This window comes from Faecalibacterium prausnitzii, from assembly GCF_003287495.1.
Lineage (GTDB): Bacteria > Bacillota > Clostridia > Oscillospirales > Ruminococcaceae > Faecalibacterium > Faecalibacterium prausnitzii_I.
In genome coordinates this window covers 621909-639431 of sequence record NZ_PRLE01000001.1, presented here as the reverse complement: position 1 = coordinate 639431, position 17523 = coordinate 621909, and the positions used below count along the sequence as shown (strand labels likewise).

General features: G+C 59.1%; 15 protein-coding genes. 11 read left to right on the top strand and 4 right to left on the bottom strand.

Annotation, left to right across the window (positions count from 1 at the left end; all coding sequences use genetic code 11):
• Window positions 1-4: 4 nt before the first annotated feature.
• On the bottom strand, window positions 5-934 hold the full coding sequence (locus C4N22_RS02925; RefSeq protein WP_112147927.1) for an AAA family ATPase: 930 nt from the start codon (window positions 932-934) through the stop codon (window positions 5-7).
• Between the two features lie 177 nt (window positions 935-1111).
• On the opposite strand from C4N22_RS02925, the gene C4N22_RS02920 reads away from it, so the two are divergent.
• The 6 genes from C4N22_RS02920 (at window position 1112) to C4N22_RS02895 (ending at window position 8990) form a co-directional block, all read left to right on the top strand.
• Complete coding sequence (locus tag C4N22_RS02920) at window positions 1112-2179, top strand: hypothetical protein (RefSeq protein ID WP_112147926.1); 1068 nt, start codon at window positions 1112-1114, stop codon at window positions 2177-2179.
• 117 nt (window positions 2180-2296) lie between these two features.
• Window positions 2297-3694, top strand: a complete 1398-nt coding sequence (locus C4N22_RS02915) for an alanine/glycine:cation symporter family protein (RefSeq protein WP_022257565.1) — start codon at window positions 2297-2299, stop codon at window positions 3692-3694.
• 21 nt (window positions 3695-3715) lie between these two features.
• Entirely contained in the window at window positions 3716-5008 is a 1293-nt protein-coding gene (locus C4N22_RS02910; RefSeq protein WP_112147925.1) for a serine dehydratase subunit alpha family protein, read from the top strand.
• A gap of 616 nt (window positions 5009-5624) precedes the next feature.
• Entirely contained in the window at window positions 5625-6140 is a 516-nt protein-coding gene (locus tag C4N22_RS02905) for a hypothetical protein (protein ID WP_112147924.1), read from the top strand.
• A 240-nt stretch (window positions 6141-6380) separates the two neighbouring features.
• Window positions 6381-7529 carry a lactaldehyde reductase gene (fucO, locus tag C4N22_RS02900; protein WP_112114568.1) on the top strand — a complete coding sequence of 383 codons (1149 nt, stop codon included), beginning with the start codon at window positions 6381-6383 and terminating at the stop codon, window positions 7527-7529.
• A 177-nt stretch (window positions 7530-7706) separates the two neighbouring features.
• The gene (locus C4N22_RS02895) at window positions 7707-8990 is read left to right on the top strand and encodes a putative ABC transporter permease (RefSeq protein WP_112147923.1); all 1284 of its coding nucleotides are present in this window, start codon (window positions 7707-7709) and stop codon (window positions 8988-8990) included.
• Between the two features lie 56 nt (window positions 8991-9046).
• Here C4N22_RS02895 and hisS read toward each other — a convergent pair whose 3' ends face one another.
• On the bottom strand, window positions 9047-10279 hold the full coding sequence (hisS, locus tag C4N22_RS02890; protein WP_112147922.1) for a histidine--tRNA ligase: 1233 nt from the start codon (window positions 10277-10279) through the stop codon (window positions 9047-9049).
• A gap of 253 nt (window positions 10280-10532) precedes the next feature.
• Between hisS and C4N22_RS02885 the strand changes: the two genes are divergently transcribed.
• From C4N22_RS02885 to C4N22_RS02865, 5 genes are all read left to right on the top strand, one after another.
• Window positions 10533-11744 carry an MFS transporter gene (locus C4N22_RS02885; RefSeq protein ID WP_242980927.1) on the top strand — a complete coding sequence of 404 codons (1212 nt, stop codon included), beginning with the start codon at window positions 10533-10535 and terminating at the stop codon, window positions 11742-11744.
• A gap of 295 nt (window positions 11745-12039) precedes the next feature.
• Window positions 12040-12741 carry an iron-sulfur cluster assembly scaffold protein gene (locus tag C4N22_RS02880; protein WP_112114572.1) on the top strand — a complete coding sequence of 234 codons (702 nt, stop codon included), beginning with the start codon at window positions 12040-12042 and terminating at the stop codon, window positions 12739-12741.
• 17 nt (window positions 12742-12758) lie between these two features.
• On the top strand, window positions 12759-13757 hold the full coding sequence (locus C4N22_RS02875) for a GGGtGRT protein (protein WP_022256886.1): 999 nt from the start codon (window positions 12759-12761) through the stop codon (window positions 13755-13757).
• A 125-nt stretch (window positions 13758-13882) separates the two neighbouring features.
• The gene (locus tag C4N22_RS02870; protein WP_112147920.1) at window positions 13883-15769 is read left to right on the top strand and encodes a flavocytochrome c; all 1887 of its coding nucleotides are present in this window, start codon (window positions 13883-13885) and stop codon (window positions 15767-15769) included.
• On the top strand, window positions 15766-16134 hold the full coding sequence (locus C4N22_RS02865) for a NusG domain II-containing protein (protein WP_112147919.1): 369 nt from the start codon (window positions 15766-15768) through the stop codon (window positions 16132-16134). Before C4N22_RS02870 ends, C4N22_RS02865 begins: the two co-directional genes overlap by 4 nt.
• Window positions 16135-16275: 141 nt before the next feature.
• Here C4N22_RS02865 and C4N22_RS02860 read toward each other — a convergent pair whose 3' ends face one another.
• Window positions 16276-16677 carry a DUF1284 domain-containing protein gene (locus tag C4N22_RS02860; RefSeq protein WP_112114575.1) on the bottom strand — a complete coding sequence of 134 codons (402 nt, stop codon included), beginning with the start codon at window positions 16675-16677 and terminating at the stop codon, window positions 16276-16278.
• Window positions 16674-17243: a biotin transporter BioY gene (locus C4N22_RS02855; RefSeq protein ID WP_112147918.1), complete on the bottom strand. Its 570-nt coding sequence runs from the start codon at window positions 17241-17243 to the stop codon at window positions 16674-16676. Before C4N22_RS02855 ends, C4N22_RS02860 begins: the two co-directional genes overlap by 4 nt.
• Window positions 17244-17523 lie beyond the last annotated feature (280 nt).

Here is a 17523-nt window from a genome sequence, read left to right as displayed (position 1 = left end):
CCCCTCAGCGGAAGAGCTTGGCGGCGGTGAGCTGGGCCGGGATGCGGGCGGCAATAACGTCCCGGATGAGCCCCTGCTCGTAGGAATCAAAGGCTTTGTTGGTGATGCCCATGTCCAGTGCGGCCCCGGCAGGCACGCCCCGGCGGATGAGCCGCAGGGCGTCCAGCATCCCGCGCAGGTCCAGCGCTTTGGTGGAGATTTCCGCGCTGTCGCACTTTTTCTGTAAATCGAGGAAAAGCTGGGCAAACTGATGGACGTACTTGCCCGTCAGATCCGGGAACTGGGCCCGGAGCAGCTTTTCGAGGTTTTCCTCGGTGATGGTGGGCATCTGGATGACCACAAAGCGGGAGGTGAGGGCTTCGTTCAGTTCCCGGGTGCCCGCGTAGCCGTAGTTCATGGTGGCAATGAAACGGGTCTCCTCGGCCAGCGGGATGCGCTCGTAGCCGGGCACATCGATGGCGCGGCGGAAATCCAGCACCGCGTGGAGGACAGCCAGCGCCTCGTTCTTTGCCATGTTGATCTCATCCAGCACGCCAAAGCCGCCGCACTGAGCACAGCGGTAGACCGGGCCGGGCCGGAATTTGACGGCACCGCCCTCAAAGGTGTCCATGCCGATGAGGGAGGCCGCGTCCATATTCACATGGAACGAGATATCCCATGCCGGGCGGCCAAAGGCGGTGGCCAGATTCTCCGCCAGCACATTTTTGCCGGTGGCCTTGCCGCCGGCCAGCAGCAGGTTCTCGCCGCAGAGCAGGGCGGCCAGTGCCTGCTCCCAGACATCTTTTCCATAGTAAGTAAAGGCCGACTGCGGCACACGGGGAGCCAAAGCCTCGGTCAGCGGGTGGGTGGTACGATATTCATTGACGGCCAGCAGCAGATCCGGGCTGACGCCCTCCTGCCGTAAATTTTCCATCAGAGTGGAAGTTGTGACCATTTCGGAAACATCTCCTTGCGGTTGGCATTGCCAAACCAATTTTTCAGCCCTATCATAGCACAAATGCGGATGGTTTGGTAGGGGAGAACGGACAAGATGCGGCAAGAAAAAAGAAACTGATTTGCATTTGCAGAGCCGCCTTGCTACAATAAGAAAAAACGAAAGGGGCGCACTGCCATGAAACAAGACCGCCGCCGCTGGAAGGTCTGCTTTGAAACGAACTATTGGGGAACCCAAAAGGGAACCGACCCCGGCGAGGAACTGTGCCTTGACCGGGAATTTGAATGGAACGGCCATCGGTGGCAGATCCCGGCCCTTTACCGGTGCAGACAGGGATTGGTCGTGGACTTTGCCATGGAGGTGCCGCAGGAAGAGCTTCGGGCCTTCATGAAAAAATGGGGCATTGCGGAAGACGGCGAATGCACCCGCACCCTGACCAGAGCCGAGGAACGCCAGATGGAGCAGGAAAATCCGCTGGATGGGGGATTTTGTGCAGAGCTGGTGCTGAACGGGATGCGCCTGCGCCCAAGCGACGGCTGTGGGGTAGGGTATCTTCCGGGGGATGCTGCCGGGAACGATGAGGCGGCAGAACTTCTGTTCCACTATGGACTGGAGAAAACGAAAATCTGGCGGTTCTGGCGGAACAGCTATCCGTGGGCAACGAAAAGCCGGAGAAGCTGCCCAAAACGGTTCCGCACGCTGGAAGTACAAATGGAAGCAGAGTTGGAACAGTATCGGAGCGAGTGTTTCCGGACCCCTGTGGTGGGGGAATCGGTGATGGTCCACGATGCGGCAGATGGAACAGCCTATCGGTTGACGGTGCTGGGGGCCAGGTCGGAAACGCTGGAGCTCCCGGATGATGATGGATGGGAGCGGCCCAATTGCTTTTGCCTGATGACCTACCGCCTGACCCCAAAAGCGGAAAACTTCTTTCTCGACGACTGCGCGGAGGGAGACCACCCGCGCCGCAGAGCGCGTCCGCCCATTGACCCGGAACGGACGGCACTGGAAAAGAAGTATGGGCTGGAACCGCAGATGGAAGGAGACGCGGCCATTGCGGTGATCGGGGGTGCCGACGGCCCGACCGCCGTTTTCTGCACAGTGCGCGGGGAAACAGAAGAGACAAATGGTGCGGCTGCGGCATGTTCCGCCTGTTATTTCGAACCGGTCCAGCTGGAAACCATCACATGGCAGGCGTCGTTCTGCCGCAAGCCCTGTGCGGACGCCGACGTGAAACTCCTTTAAGAAACTTTCAGCCAAGACGTTTAGATTTCACCACCCAAACAAATTGACACCACCCCTAAAATAAGATAAAATGTTTTCTGTTGTGTTAAAAATCCAAGTAACAGGGGAAACAAATATATGATCGAAACCATTGCGGCCGTCAATCAGGCGGTCAACAGCTTTATCTGGGGGATCCCGGCCATGGTGTGCATCATCGGCGTGGGTTTGCTGCTCAGTGTGCGGACCGGCTTTTTGCAGATCCGCAAATTCCCCTACGCCATCCGCACCACCATTGGCCGGATGTTCCGCAAAAAGGATGCCTCGGACGGCACCATGACCCCGTTCCAGGCCGTCTGCACCGCACTGGCGGCGACGGTGGGCACCGGCAACATCGCGGGCGTGGCGGGTGCCATCGCCATCGGCGGGCCGGGTGCCGTGTTCTGGATGTGGTGCTCGGCGCTGCTGGGCATGTGCACCAAGTTTTCGGAGGTAACGCTGGCCGTCCATTTCCGGGAGCGGAACAAAAACGGGGAGCTGGTGGGCGGCCCCATGTACTATATTAAAAACGGCCTGGGGCAGCGCTGGCAGTTCCTGGCGGTGCTGTACTCCCTGTTTGGCGTGCTGACGGTCTTTGGCACCGGCAACGCCACTCAGGTCAACACCATCGTCACGGCCATTGATTCCGCCGTGCTGGCGTACAACACCTCGGTAAAAAGTTTTCTGCCCACCCTCAACCTCATTGTGGGCGTGGTAGTGGCCATGCTGGTGGCCATGGTGCTGCTGGGCGGCATCAAACGCATTGGCAGCGTCACGGAGAAGCTGGTGCCGTTCATGGCACTGTTCTATGTGGTGCTGGCGGTAGGCGTCGTGGTGCTCAATGTGCAGCGTCTGCCCTATGTGCTGGAGTCCATCATCGCGGGCGCGTTCAACCCCAGAGCGTTCACGGGCGGTGCCATCGGCAGTGTGTTTCTCAGCGTGCAGAAAGGCGTCTCCCGCGGTATCTTCTCCAACGAGGCCGGCCTCGGTACGGGCTCCATCGCCCATGCCTGCGCCGATACCCGGAAGCCCGTCAAGCAGGGGATGTTCGGCATCTTTGAGGTCTTTGCCGATACCATTGTCATCTGCACTTTGACAGCCATGGTCATCCTGTGCAGCGGCGTGCCGGTGGGCTACGGGGCTGCCGCTGGCGCCGAGCTGACCATCGCTGGTTTTACCGCGACTTACGGCGGCTGGTCGTCCATCTTTACGGCGATGGCACTGTGCTGCTTTGCGTTCTCCACCATCATCGGCTGGGGCCTGTACGGCTCTCGCTGTGCGGAATTCCTGTTCCGCACCGATAAGGTGGTGGGGCCGTTCCTCGTGCTCTATTCCTTTGTGTCCATTGTGGGCGCGACGATGGATCTGGGCCTTTTGTGGAACATTGCCGATACGTTCAATGGCCTGATGAGCATTCCCAACCTGATCGCCCTGCTGCTGCTCTCCGGCACGGTGGCAAAGCTGGTCAAAGAGTTTTTTGCGGGCGAGGGTGCCCGGTAAAATAAAACGGAGGACAGGAAAATGGAAAAAGCGCTTTACGATACTTATCTTGCAATTCTGAAAGAAGAGCTGGTGCCCGCGATGGGCTGCACCGAGCCCATCGCGGTGGCCTATGCTGCTGCCCTGGCTGCCCGGGCACTGGGCTGCCCGGCAGAGCAGGCTGAGGTAGCCGCCAGTGCCAACATCATCAAGAACGTCAAAAGCGTGGTGGTGCCCCACACGGGCGGCCGCCGGGGCATTGCGGCCGCCGCTGCCGCAGGCATCGTGGCAGGCGATGTGGACAAGGAGCTGGAAGTGCTCTGCGCCGTGACGGAGGATGACCTGAAGAAGATGGCGGATTTCCTGGAAAAGACGCCCATCCATGTGGAGCGCTCGGGCAAGCCCTACCTGTTTGACATCCAGGTGCGGCTGTTCGGCGGCGGGCATACCGCTTTTGCGGAGATCGCAGGCCACCACACCAATGTCATCGCCCTGCAGCGGGACGGCGAGGTCCTGCTCCAGAAAGAATACGTGGAGCAGACCAGCACCCAGGCCACCGACCACACCCTGCTCAACGTGGAGCAGATCGTCCAGTTTGCCGATGAAGCCGACCTGAACGACGTGAAAGAGACCCTGCAGCGCCAGATCGACTGCAACACGGCCATTGCCAAGCAGGGCTTGGAGGGCCACTGGGGTGCCGAGATCGGCCGCATCCTGCTCCGCTCCTACGGCGACAGCGTCCACAACCGGGCCAAGGCCTGGGCCGCCGCCGGTTCCGATGCCCGGATGAATGGCTGCGAGCTGCCGGTGGTCATCAACTCCGGCAGCGGCAATCAGGGCCTGACGGCTTCTCTGCCGGTCATCATTTACGCCCGGGATATGGGAGCCTCGCGGGAGCTGCTCTACCGTGCCCTGCTGGTGTCCAACCTCGTTACCATCCACCTCAAAACAGGCATCGGGCCCCTCTCGGCCTACTGTGGCGCCACCAGTGCCGGCTGCGGTGCAGGCGCAGGCATTACATACCTCCACGGCGGCCGTTATAACGAGATCGCTCACACGGTGGTCAACGCGCTGGCCATCAACTCCGGTATGGTCTGCGATGGTGCCAAGGCCAGCTGCGCCGCAAAGATCGCTTCTGCCGTGGAAGCAGGTCTGCTGGGAATGCAGATGCAGATGCACGACAGCGAGTTTGTGGGCGGCGACGGCATCGTGCTCAAGGGCGTGGAGAACACCATCCGCAACGTGAGCAAGATGGCCCACGACGGCATGGCCGAGACCGACCGTGAGATCATCCGCCTGATGATCGCCCCGCAGGAGGGGGTAGCGGGCTGCTGATGGAAAAATACTGCCATGGCTTGACTTTTTTGCAAAATCGCATATAATAAAAGTGCGAACGATACGATACACATTTCCAATGGGTATCACCAAAAGGAAAGAACCCCCTCGGAGTTGCAGCTCCAAGGGGGTTCTTCCATTTGTTAGTGCTTGCTGTCCTTGTGCTTGCCGTCAAGCCACTTGCTGATGCAGTTGGAAACCACACCTGCTGCGACGGACAAAACGAATGATACGAACAGTTCCAAAAGGTTCACCTCCCATCTCAATGAAAATTGAGTGGAAAGGGCAGCAACTTTAGTATAACATAGATGGACAGAAAAAGACAGGCGTTTGATTCTGGATGCTAGAAATTCCGCAAGAGGAACAGAGAGGATGTTTCTAGGTTTGTTCGGGGAAAAGAAACTCATTCCGGGAATGCGAAAGGATAGAAGAAACTCTTTGATTTGTGATAAAAAATTGAAAAGATATCCAAAAAATATCGGCCACTTTTTGTCGGGATGCACAAATAATTTGTGAAATTTTCAAAACACTTGACAAGGCACCCGGGGGAGGGTACAATGCAGGAAACAGGAAAATATCCTGAACGAAATTTTATTTTTTGAGGAGGACCTTACTTATGAAGGCATTCAAAAAACTGGCTGCTATCGTTCTGGCAGGCGTCATGGCTCTGGCAGTCCTGACTGGCTGCAGCGACAGCGACAAGACCACTTTCCACAAGCAGCTGACCGACGCTCTGTCTGATGCAAAGGTTACTGCTGAGTATAACACTGCAGATGTTGCAAAGGCTGAGAAGATTGCACAGCTGTGGGATAGTTATGCTGCTGAGATCAAGAGCATTGAGAAGAAGCAGTCTGAGCACAAGTATGATACTACTGCTGATTATCAGAAAGCTCGTGCAGCAGCACTCGATAAAGTTGTAAACGCTGCTACTCTGGTTGGTGGTGAGCAGATTGGTTTCGTTGCCGTTCAGGAGAAAGATGCAGATACCATTGCTTCTATCGTTTCTACCCTGAAAACAAATAAAGCTACTAAGTACGGTTATTCCAATTCTCGTACCAAGGCCGCTTTTGAGAAAGAGGTCCGTGGCACTTTTACTGAGGGCGAGTTCATCGTTCTGGTTTACGAGAAGTAATCAAAGGCCCATCGCTTGAAATTACAATAAAAGAAAAAGAACCATGTAGGCTGAAAGGCTTGCATGGTTCTTTTTTATAATTGTAAATTGGATAAAGTTTCTGAAACAAAAATCATCTGTATAAAAATTTCATGAAAATTACAAGAAAATCCGATTGCATTATTTTTAACAATGCGGTAAAGTAATGGTAAAGAAAACCCCGCACGGGGCGGGGAAGAGAATGTTTGGAGGCTTACTATTATGGCTGATCGCATTGTCCTGAATACGATTTCTTACCATGGCCACGGTGCCATCGAGAACATTGTGCCCGAGCTGACTGCCCGTGGCTACAAGAAAGCGTTCGTCTGCTCTGACCCGGATCTGATCAAGTTCGGCGTCACCAAGAAAGTGACCGACCTGCTGGATGCTGCAAACTTTGCTTACAGCGTGTACAGCGAGATCAAGCCTAACCCCACCATTGCCAACGTGCAGGACGGCGTGGCTGCTTTTAAGGCCGCGGAGGCAGACTGCATCGTGGCCATCGGCGGCGGCTCCTCCATGGATACCGCTAAGGCCATTGGCGTTATCATCAACAACCCCGAGTTTGCGGATGTCCGCTCTCTGGAGGGCGTGGCTCCCACCAAGAAGCACGCGGTGTTCACCATTGCAGTGCCCACCACTGCCGGTACCGCTGCCGAGGTCACCATCAACTATGTGATTACCGACGTGGAGAAGAAGCGCAAGTTTGTCTGCGTGGATACCAACGATATCCCGGAGATCGCGGTCGTCGATCCCGATATGATGGCATCCATGCCCAAGGGCCTGACCGCTGCCACCGGTATGGATGCTCTGACCCACGCCATTGAGGGCTACATCACCAAGGGCCACTGCACCATCTCCGATATGTTCCATCTGGAAGCCATCAAGCTCATCAGCGAGAACCTGCGCGGTGCGGTCCAGAACACGCCGGAAGGCCGCGAGGGCATGGCTCTGGGCGAGTACATTGCCGGTATGGGCTTCTCCAATGTCGGTCTGGGCATCGTCCACTCCATGGCACACGGCCTGTCCGCTCTGTATGACACTCCGCATGGTGTGGCCTGCGCGATCCTGCTGCCGGTCGGTCTGGAGTACAACAAGAGCGTTGCCGGTGAGCGTTACCGCGCGGTCGGCAAGGCCATGGGCGTCAAGGGCATTGACGAGATGAACGACGCGCAGGCAGCCGATGCCACCATCGCCGCGGTCAAGCAGCTGAGCGCGGATGTGGGCATCCCCGCAAACCTGCACGGCATCCTGAAAGAAGAGGACATCCAGTTCCTGGCGGAGTCCGCTTATGCAGACGCCTGCCGCCCGGGCAACCCCCGCGACACCAGTGTGGAAGAGATCGTGGAGCTGTACAAGAGCCAGCTGTAATGGTCCGCAGCGCCTGAGAGGGCAAGCCCGCTGAAAGAAAACATCCAAACACGGCGATACGCTGTCTCTGGCAAACAGAGCGTGTATCGCTGTGTTTTTTGCATTTTATCTTGCCAGGAAGCCTAAAATAGCATAAAATTGTACCATGCAATTCACACGCGATGGAAAGGAGCTGCAATGGAGCTCAATTTTTACTCTCTGAGTGTTCTATATCTGGTCTATTCGTTCCTGGGCTGGGTAGGCGAGACGGTGGTGGCAACGATAAAGGGCCGCCGCTTTGCCAACCGAGGCGTGGCGTCCGGCCCGTTCTGCTTTATCTACGGCTTTACGGCGGTGCTGCTGGCGATTTCCTTTGCAGACCGCCCCGGCCCGCTGCTGCTGTTTCTGGGCTGTGCCATTGACGCCACCGTGGTGGAGTGGCTGACGGCCAAACTGCTGGAGCGGGTGGATCGCCGCCGCTGGTGGGACTACTCCGGCAAGCGCTTCAACGTGGATGGCTACATCTGCCTGCAATACTCGCTGCTCTGGGGCGCGCTGGGCACGGCGACGGTCCTGTGGGGCAACGGTCTGCTCTTCAAGCTTTACGGCCTGCTGCCCCAGTGGCTCGTCCGGCCGTTGCTGTGGGTCTCCATCACGATCTCCCTGTTGGACCAGCTGGGCGCGTTCCTGGCAGTGAGCCGCTACGCCCGGGAGCATCCGCACCTGGAACAGCTCAATGCCGAGCTGGAAAAGCACTCCGATCAGCTCCGCACCCGGCTCAGCAGCTGGGTGGAGCGCCGTGTCCAGAAAGCTTACCCGGCCGCCGCGCGGGGGACGCCGACCGTCACAGCCCAAAAGACCCTGAGCTTTGCCGACCTGCTCTGGCTGTTCGTCATCGGGGCATTTCTGGGCGACATTGTGGAGACGCTGTTCTGCCGGGTGACGGCGGGCGTCTGGATGAGCCGTTCCAGCCTGGTCTGGGGTCCGTTCAGCGTGGTGTGGGGGCTGGCACTGGCCCTCTCCACCGTTCTGCTGCGGAATTGTGAGAACAAGAGCGACAGCGCCATCTTTGCCTTTGGCGTCTTCATGGGCGGTGCCTATGAGTATGTGTGCAGCGCCGTAGGCGAGCTGCTGTTTGGTGTCATCTTCTGGGATTACAGCGGTTTCAAATTCAACATTGCGGGCCGCGTCAACCTGCTGTACTGTTTTTTCTGGGGCATTGCGGCGGTGGTTTGGCTCCGGCTGGGCTATCCGCTGGTGGCAAAGGGGATGGACCTCGTTCGGCGGCACGTCAAACCCTGGATGACCATTTTACTGGCCATTTTTATGGCGGTGAACATGTCCCTTTCCGGTCTGGCACTGGCCCGGTATAACAGCCGGACCGACGGCATCACGCCGCGGAACCAGCTGGAGGTTTTTTTGGACGAACACTTTGACAACGCCCGGATGGAGCGTGTCTACCCCAACGCGAAGAAAACATAAAAAGACAGAAAAAACAAGGGCCTCCGCAGATGCGGAGGCCCTTGCTCGTTGTGAGTTTAGAAAATCTTGATCTCTTCTTTATCCATAAAGGCAGCGCCCGCAAAACCGGCGGTTTCCAGCTGGCCCAGCTGTTTGCCCAGCTTCTTGGCCTGCTCCAGCACGGTCACGTTGTAGCGCTCCCGCAGCTGTGCGGCCTTAGTCAGCACGGCAGGGAAGTCGGAGCCTTTCTGATAGAGCAGAGCGATCTTCTGCTTGGCGCCGGGGATCTGGTAGCCCTGCTCCAGCAGGATGCCGCAGACGCGCTCAAAGCCGATGGAGAAGCCCACAGCAGGCACCTGGGTGCCCAGGAACTTGCCCACCATGTTGTCGTAGCGGCCGCCGCCGGCCACGGCCCCGCTGAACTGCGGGCAGGTGATCTCAAACACCATGCCGGTGTAGTAGCCCTGGCCGCGGACCAGGCTGGGGCAGTAAGCCACGCTGAAACGGTCCCCAGCCATGGCTTTGGCGGTGGCCAGGACATATTTCAGGTCGTCGGCAATGGCGGGGTCCGCACAGCGGGCGGCCACGGCGTCCAGCGTGACTTCCCCGGCGGCGATGAACTCAGCCAGTGCGTGGATGGCGTTCTCCGGCAGCTGTTTCTCGGTCAGCTCGGCCTTGACGCCCTCGGCACCGATCTTGTCCATCTTATCAAAGGTGATGCAGACGGAGTCCAGCGTGTCGGCCGCAAAGCCCATGCTTTCCAGCATCCCGCGCAGGATGCGGCGGTCATTGATGTTGACGGTAAAGCCGGTGAAGCCGATGCCCAGCAGGGCGCGGGTGGTCACGTCGATGAGCTCCACCTCGGCGTTGGGGCTTTCATCGCCCAGGATGTCAATGTCGCACTGGACAAACTCGCGCAGGCGGCCTTTCTGGGGGCGCTCGGCGCGGAAGACGCGGTCGGTCTGGATGACCTTGAACGGGTGGGGGAGCTTGTCCTTGTTGGCGGCATAGAAGCGGCTCAGGGGCAGGGTAAGGTCATAGCGCAGGCCCATATCGGAGAGGGCCTTGGGGTCGCCGCTATTCAGGGCGGCGGTGAGCTTATCGCCCCGCTTGAGCACCTTGAAAATGAGGTTCAGGTTGTCGCCGCCATCGGATTTATCGAGGTTTTCCATATCCTCCAGCATGGGGGTGGAGATACGCTCGAAACCGGAAGCACGGTAGGTCTCCAGAATTTTGCCCTGGATATAATCGCGCAGGGTCTGCTCCGCGGGCAGCAGGTCCCGCATACCTTTCAACGCTTGGGTCTTCATGGTTGGTAATTCCTCTCTTTTTAAAGAAGTAAAACCTCTCCGTCACGCCTGCGGCGTGCCACCTCCCCTCATAGGGGAGGCCTTGGCAAAAACGAGAAGCTTTCCCTCTTCGCCAGAGGCTCCCCTCAGTAGGGGAGCTGTCGAGCGGAGCGAGACTGAGAGGTTTCATCGTAATTCTTACCCCTCAATTATAAAGAAATATGCGGGTTTGTCAATCAAAAAGGGCACACTATCCTGTGAGGTGATGCGCAAAATGCAGAAAACAAGACCATGGGCCATTCTGGCGGCGGGGGCGGCCATTCAAATATTAACAGGCCTGCCCGCGGCCTGGGGCGTGTTCCAGCAGCCGGTCATGGAGGAGTACGGCCTCTCGGAACAGGGGGCCGGGCTGGCGTTCGGCATCCTGATCGCGGCATTCGGGGTGGGGTGTGTGATCGGCGGCTTTCTGCAAGACCGGAACGGCCCGCGCCACGCGGCGCTCTGGGGCACGGCCCTGCTCTGCGGCGGGTTCTTTGCGGCGGCCCTCCTGCCCGGGGCCGCGGGCGGGTGGTTCTGGGTACTGTTCAGTGTCCCGGCGGGGCTGGGCACGGCCTTTTTGTACCCCTCTATCCAGTCCTGCGCCCAGAAATGGTACAAGGGCCGCAAAGGGCTGGCCACGGGTGTCATTGGCGGGGCGGTGGGGCTCTCCGGCGCGTTCCTCACGGTCTTTGTCCGGACGGCATTGCGGGGCTTTGGCCCGGTGCAGGGCATCCGGGGCGCGTTCTGGGCGCTGGGGGCGCTCACCCTGCCCGTCTGCCTTGCGGGCAGTGCCCTGCTGACCGACCCTCCGCCGGAAAAGCCCCGGCCCAGCCAGCAGGGCAGGGGAAAGGCGGCCCCGGGGCTGGACCTCTCCCCTGGGCAGATGCTCCGCACCAGGCAATACTGGCTCTGCGCCGGGGCGGTGTGCTGCTCCACCCCGGCGGTGCTACTGTTCAGCCCCATCATCTTAAAACTGGGGATGGAGCGGGGGCTGGACGAGAGTGCCGCGCTGTGGAGCGTGGTGCTGGGCAGCGTGGGCAGTGCAGCCGGGCGGCTGCTGATGCCCATGCTGAGTGATAAAATTGGCCGCAGGCCGACGGATATGATCTTGTTTGCGGTCTCGCTGGGGCTGAGTGCCGTCTTCTGGTTTGCACAGGGGTGGGCCGTGGTGGCTGTGTACGCGGGCCTGACGTTCTGCTACTCGGCGCTGGCGGCGGTGCTGCCCGCCCTCTCCACCGATCTGTTCGGGTTTCCCCATGCCGGGGTCAACTATGGCTTTCTGGCTCTGGGACAGAGCGTGGGGAGCCTGGCGTTTCCGTTTATGGCCAATCTCTGGGGGCTGGAGCAGGGGCGGCACATCCTTGCCATTGCGGGAGCGGTGGGCGGATTTGTTGCCATCTGGGCCCTGAGACCCGTCCAGCCGCCCCGCGCGCCCCGTCCCAATTGAACTAAAAATCCATTCCGACAAAATTGACAAAAATATGACGATGTGGAAGACGAAAGAAGCAAAAATGACGGTTAGACATAAGTAACCGTCAAAAAGATTGCGAATTATTTATCGGAAATGTCTTGCAAAATGCGCCAAGGTTCTCTATAATAAAATCATGCGTGGTAGTACCGGAATGTGGTGCAGAAAGAGAGCGGCACGCCCGGTCAAGGCAACGTGGAACATAAAATGAGGCTGGGACACCAGGCTCGTTTTTTGCCCGCAGAGCACAAATTGTCAAAAGGAGAGTATGATTATGACCTATTCGCAGCAAGTACAGAATATGTGCCCGATCACCAAAGGTCCTAAGCATGGTCCGGCTCCCATCCCCGAAGAGGGCGCATGGGTCAAGGCCTATGAGATCAAGGACATCAGCGGCTACACCCATGGTGTGGGCTGGTGCGCACCCCAGCAGGGCACCTGCAAGCTGTCGCTGAACATCAAGAACGGCGTCATCGAGGAGGCTCTGGTGGAGACCATCGGCTGCTCCGGCATGACCCACTCTGCTGCTATGGCTGGCGAGATCCTGCCCGGCAAGACCATCCTGGAAGCTCTGAACACCGACCTGGTGTGCGACGCCATCAACGTGGCAATGCGCGAGCTGTTCCTGCAGATCGTCTACGGCCGCAGCCAGACCGCTTTCTCTGAGGACGGTCTGCCCATCGGCGCGGGTCTGGACGACCTGGGCAAGGGCCTGCGCTCCATGACCGGCACCATCTTCTCCACCAAGGAGAAGGGCGTCCGCTACCTGGAGCTGACCGAGGGCTACATCAACAAGCTGGCTCTGGACAAGAACGATGAGGTCATCGGCTATCAGTTTGTCAAGCTGGGCAAGATGATGGAGGATATCCGTCACGGCAAGACCCCCAACGAGGCATACGAGAAGAACGTGGGCACCTACGGCCGCTTCAGCAAGGAAGCAGGCGCTGTCAAGTACATCGACCCGCGTGAGGAATAAGAGAGGAGGAACAACTCATGGCAACTTTTGAATCTATGGATCGCCGCATGCCGAAAATTGAGGCATGCCTGAAGGCTAACGGCCTGGAGTCTCTGGACGCTTGCAACGAGATGCTCCTCGCCAAGGGCATCGACTGCGACAAGATCGTGCGCGGCGTGCAGCCCATCTGCTTTGATAACGCTGTCTGGGCTTACACCCTGGGCACCGCCATCGCCGTGAAGCGCGGCCTGACCGACGCTGCCGAGTGCGCAGCTGCCATCGGCGAGGGCCTGGAGGCTTTCACCATCCCCGGCTCCGTTGCTGAGCAGCGCCAGGTCGGCCTGGGCCACGGCAACCTGGGTGCCCGCCTGCTGAGCGAGGACACCACCTGCTTCGCTTTCCTGGCTGGCCACGAGTCCTTTGCTGCTGCTGAGGGTGCCATCGGCATCGCCCGCACCGCAAACAAGGTCCGCAAGACCCCCCTGCGCGTCATCCTGAACGGCCTGGGCAAGGACGCCGCTTACATCATCTCCCGCATCAACGGCTTCACCTATGTGCAGACCGAGTATGATATCCCCACCCAGACCCTGAAAGTGGTCAAGGAGATCCCGTTCTCCGATGGCGAGCGTGCCGCTGTGAAGTGCTACGGCGCCAACGACGTCATGGAAGGCGTTGCCATCATGAAGAAAGAGGACGTCCAGTGCTCCATCACCGGCAACTCCACCAACCCCGTCCGCTTCCAGCACCTGGTTGCTGGCACCTATAAGAAGTGGGCCATCGAGAACGGCAAGAAGTACTTCTCCGTCGCTTCCGGCGGCGGCACGGGCCGTACCCTGCACCCCGATAACGTCGCAGCCGGCCCCGCCAGCTACGGCCTGACCGACTCTCTGGGCCGCGTCCATGGCGATGCTCAGTTTGCTGGTTCCTCCTCCGTGCCTGCGCACGTTGAGATGATGGGCCTGATCGGCATGGGCAACAACCCCATGGTCGGTGCAACCGTTGCCTGCGCAGTTGCTGCTGCACAGGCCAACGCCTGATTTTTTCTCTTAGTTCGGCAAAGGGGGCTGCTTTCCGAATGAGCAGCCCCCTTTTTCTGCTGATATGTTCGCATTAACAAACTGAGGGCATTGGCCCTCAAATCTGCTGAGGAATTGGAATAACCATGAAGAAGAACCAGATAAAGAAAATCCTCCTCGCTGTGGCGATGGTGGTGGTGGTGGCAGCCGGTCTGCTGGTGTACAGCAGCGGCAAAACCACCAGCATGGGCACTGCCAAAGGCTTTGGCGGCGATGTGACCGTTACCCTGACCCTTGCCGACGGCAAGATCATCGGCTGCACCGCCGAGGGCAAGGACGAGACCGAGGGCGTGGGCTCTACGGCCATCGACCAGCTGCCCGGCGCCATCGCCGAGAGCGGCAGCATTGCCGTGGACGGCGTTGCAGGCGCAACCGTCACCTCCAACGCCATCAAGGAGGCTGCCGCTGCCGCCCTGACCGCGGCCGGCCTGAACCCCGACGACTACAAGACCGCTGTGGACAACACCGCCGAGCCCGCTGAGGACTCCACGGTGGACGCCGATGTGGTCATCGTGGGCGCGGGCGGTGCCGGCATGACTGCCGCCATTACCGCTGCCAACGAGGGCAAGAGCGTGGTCATTCTGGAGAGCCAGGCCATGGTGGGCGGCAACTCCGTGCGCGCTACCGGCGGCATGAACGCCGGCAAGACCGTCTATCAGGATGAGAACGAGTTCGGCGAGTCCGCAGGTGTCGAGAAGACCCTGAAGACCGCTGCCGAAAAGTATGCCGACAATGAGACCATCACCGCTCTGGCTGCTACCGTGGCCGAGCAGTGGGCTGCTTATCAGGCCAACCCCACCGGCTACTTCGACTCTGTGGAGCTGATGGAGCTGGATACCATGATCGGCGGCAAGGGTATCAACGATCCCGCTCTGGTGGAGACTCTCTGCGAAAACAGTGCCGATGCCATCGACTGGCTGGACGAGAACGGCATCACCCTGCACAGCGTTTCCAGCTTTGGCGGCGCTTCTGTCAAGCGCATCCATCGCCCTGTGGACGCAGAGGGCAAGACCCTCTCTGTGGGCTCTTACATGATCCCCCTGCTGCAGGAGAACTGCGAAAAGGCCGGTGTTCAGATCCTGCTGAACACCACCGCCAACGAGATCCTGACCGATGCCAACGGCGCAGCCTGCGGCGTTAAGGCCACCGGCGCTTCCGGTGAGACCGTCACCGTCAACGCCAAAGCCGTGGTCCTGACTTCCGGCGGTTTCGGTGCCAACCTGGACATGGTCGTGAAGTACAAGCCTGAGCTCAAGGGCTTTATGACCACCAACGCTCCTGGCATCCTGGGCCAGGGCATTGAGATGGCAACGGCCATCGGTGCCGGCACCGTGGATATGGACCAGATCCAGATCCACCCCACTGTGGAGGCGAACACCGCTGCCCTGATCACCGAGGGCCTGCGCGGCGATGGCGCGATCCTGGTCAACGCTGACGGCAAGCGCTTCATTGACGAAGTGGGCACCCGTGACGTGGTTTCCGCTGCGGAGATCGCACAGCCGGGCAGCTACAGCTGGCTGGTGGTCGATCAGGCCATGGCCGATGCTTCCAGCGTCATCCAGGGCTACATCAAGAAAGGCTATACCGCGGAGGGCGCTACCTACGAGGAACTGGCCAAGGCCATTGGCGTGGACGAGGCGACCTTTGCCGAGACCATGAACAACTGGAACCAGTGCGTGGCCGATAAGGCCGACGCCGAGTTTGGCCGTACCAGCTTTGCAAACCCGCTGGATACCGCTCCCTACTATGCCATCAAGGTCACTGCCGGTGTCCACCACACCATGGGCGGCCTGACCATCAACACCAACACGGAAGTGCTGGATACCAATGGCAACGTGATCCCCGGCCTGTTTGCAGCAGGTGAGATCACCGGCGGCGTCCACGGTGCAAACCGTCTGGGCGGCAACGCTGTGGCCGACTTTACCGTCTTTGGCCGCATTGCAGGCCAGGCTGCCAGCGATTACGCTGCATGAAACGCCTGACCCGGCTGCAGAAAAATCTGCTCTTTGCGGCAGTGCTCCTGCTGGCTGCAGTGGTGCTTTTCTGGGCGCTGCGGGGCCACAAACAGGGGGAAGCGCTGGTGGCGGTAGCCGATTTCGGCGACGGCGTCACCGAGACCATCCCGCTGGACAAAGATTACGATTATCTGTACGATGTGGGCGATTACGTTGTGCATTTACAGGTAAAAGACGGTGCCATCGCCTTTCAGGACAGCCAGTGCCCGGACCATGTCTGTGAGCAATTCGGCTGGCTGAGCCAGAAAGACGCCTGGGCCGCCTGCGTCCCCGCAGGGGTATATGTCCAGCTCTATGCGGCGGATGACGCTGCGGTGAAGTGAGCAGAAAACGCGGTAAGTAAATCGAAAAAGAGGCTGTTCCACTGGAAATTTTCCGTGGAGCGGCCTCTTTTTGCGTGCTGAAACGGTAAAAGGGCCCGTACCAATGCCGGTACGGGCCCTTTTGCAGGGGAGAAACAGAGGTTATTTTACATATTTGCCGCTGCAGATGTTTTTGCAGCAGGCGCTGACGGGGAACCAGCAGCAGTCGCGGCAGATATCCGCCAGCATCTCCGGGGTAGCCTTGGCATCCATGGCCCGAATGAGGTCCTGATAGACATAATCCTTTTCTTCCAGGCCAAAGTATTCCACGGTCTTGCGGTCGTACCGCTTTACCTTTTCCTGGGTGTCGCACAGGTCTTCGCCCAGCTTGTTGGGGCAGCAGGAGCAAAGCGTGTCGGTGGAGAACGTGAGGTGGATCCGCGTCCCGGGAACCTCCCGCAGTTGGTGGACCACGTCGTTCATGTGCTCCACAAAGGCGTCGTCGTAGCCGTGGCCGGAGTAGCCCTGGGTGCAGAGTAAATGGTGCGGGCGGAGTACGATCATGCCTTGAGCCCCGGAATCCGTTTCCGAATGTTCAGGCCGATGGCGCAGGCCAGCACAGCCTTGATGATGGCGGTGGGGATAAACGGCAGCACGCAGGCGGAAATAGCCACGGCCACGGTGCTGTGGGCCACGATGACGAACAGGATCACACCGACGATGTAGTTGACCACGGTGCCCACGACAACGGCCAGAGGGAACGCGCCCTTAAAGGCATTGCGGTGCTCCACGCCCAGGCCGATGAGATAGGCCATGAGGGGGAACGAGATGAGGAAACCGCCCGTGGGGCCGACGAATTTGTCAATACCGCCGGAGAAGCTGGCCAGCACGGGCACGCCCACGGCACCCAGGATCAGGTACACGAGGCTTGCCATGGCGGAGAGCTTGGAGCCCAGCACCACAGCGGCCAGGGTGATGGCGAATGTCTGCATGGTCATGGGGACGCCCAGAGGCATCGGGATGGAGATCTGGGCCATCACGGCGATGACGGCGGCGAACAATCCGGTATAGCAGATGTCGCGGACCGAAAATTTCGAGCTTTGGGTGTTTTTGGCAGCTGCCTGACTCATAAAAAAATCCTCCTCTATTTGCGGCCCGCTGTTTTGGACGGGCCGGGAACATCGCATAAAAACTGCGCTTTGCCCCGTATTAAACCAGAAATTCCCGGGTGCGTCAACTTTGAAATATGCAGCAGGTTTACAATTTGGAAAATCCGCCTGCCAGGCCGGGTTTCGGGCAGGCGGCAGCGGTGCCCCGGGGGCGGAAACCGGGAGAAACTGCCGGAATATTTGTCAAAGATGCGTGAAATGAAATTTGGACGCTTGTTTAATTTCCCGAAATGCGATACAC

Excerpts from the sequence above, each read along its gene's own strand:
- hisS (WP_112147922.1), bottom strand. The coding sequence starts at position 10,279 with ATGAAGACCCAAGCGTTGAAAGGTATGCGGGACCTGCTGCCCGCGGAG.
- C4N22_RS02920 (WP_112147926.1), top strand. The coding sequence starts at position 1,112 with ATGAAACAAGACCGCCGCCGCTGGAAGGTCTGCTTTGAAACGAACTAT.
- C4N22_RS02895 (WP_112147923.1), top strand. The coding sequence starts at position 7,707 with ATGGAGCTCAATTTTTACTCTCTGAGTGTTCTATATCTGGTCTATTCG.
- C4N22_RS02860 (WP_112114575.1), bottom strand. The coding sequence starts at position 16,677 with ATGATCGTACTCCGCCCGCACCATTTACTCTGCACCCAGGGCTACTCC.
- C4N22_RS02885 (WP_242980927.1), top strand. The coding sequence starts at position 10,533 with ATGCAGAAAACAAGACCATGGGCCATTCTGGCGGCGGGGGCGGCCATT.
- C4N22_RS02855 (WP_112147918.1), bottom strand. The coding sequence starts at position 17,243 with ATGAGTCAGGCAGCTGCCAAAAACACCCAAAGCTCGAAATTTTCGGTC.
- C4N22_RS02865 (WP_112147919.1), top strand. The coding sequence starts at position 15,766 with ATGAAACGCCTGACCCGGCTGCAGAAAAATCTGCTCTTTGCGGCAGTG.
- C4N22_RS02875 (WP_022256886.1), top strand. The coding sequence starts at position 12,759 with ATGGCAACTTTTGAATCTATGGATCGCCGCATGCCGAAAATTGAGGCA.
- C4N22_RS02870 (WP_112147920.1), top strand. The coding sequence starts at position 13,883 with ATGAAGAAGAACCAGATAAAGAAAATCCTCCTCGCTGTGGCGATGGTG.
- C4N22_RS02905 (WP_112147924.1), top strand. The coding sequence starts at position 5,625 with ATGAAGGCATTCAAAAAACTGGCTGCTATCGTTCTGGCAGGCGTCATG.
- C4N22_RS02910 (WP_112147925.1), top strand. The coding sequence starts at position 3,716 with ATGGAAAAAGCGCTTTACGATACTTATCTTGCAATTCTGAAAGAAGAG.
- C4N22_RS02925 (WP_112147927.1), bottom strand. The coding sequence starts at position 934 with ATGGTCACAACTTCCACTCTGATGGAAAATTTACGGCAGGAGGGCGTC.
- C4N22_RS02880 (WP_112114572.1), top strand. The coding sequence starts at position 12,040 with ATGACCTATTCGCAGCAAGTACAGAATATGTGCCCGATCACCAAAGGT.
- fucO (WP_112114568.1), top strand. The coding sequence starts at position 6,381 with ATGGCTGATCGCATTGTCCTGAATACGATTTCTTACCATGGCCACGGT.
- C4N22_RS02915 (WP_022257565.1), top strand. The coding sequence starts at position 2,297 with ATGATCGAAACCATTGCGGCCGTCAATCAGGCGGTCAACAGCTTTATC.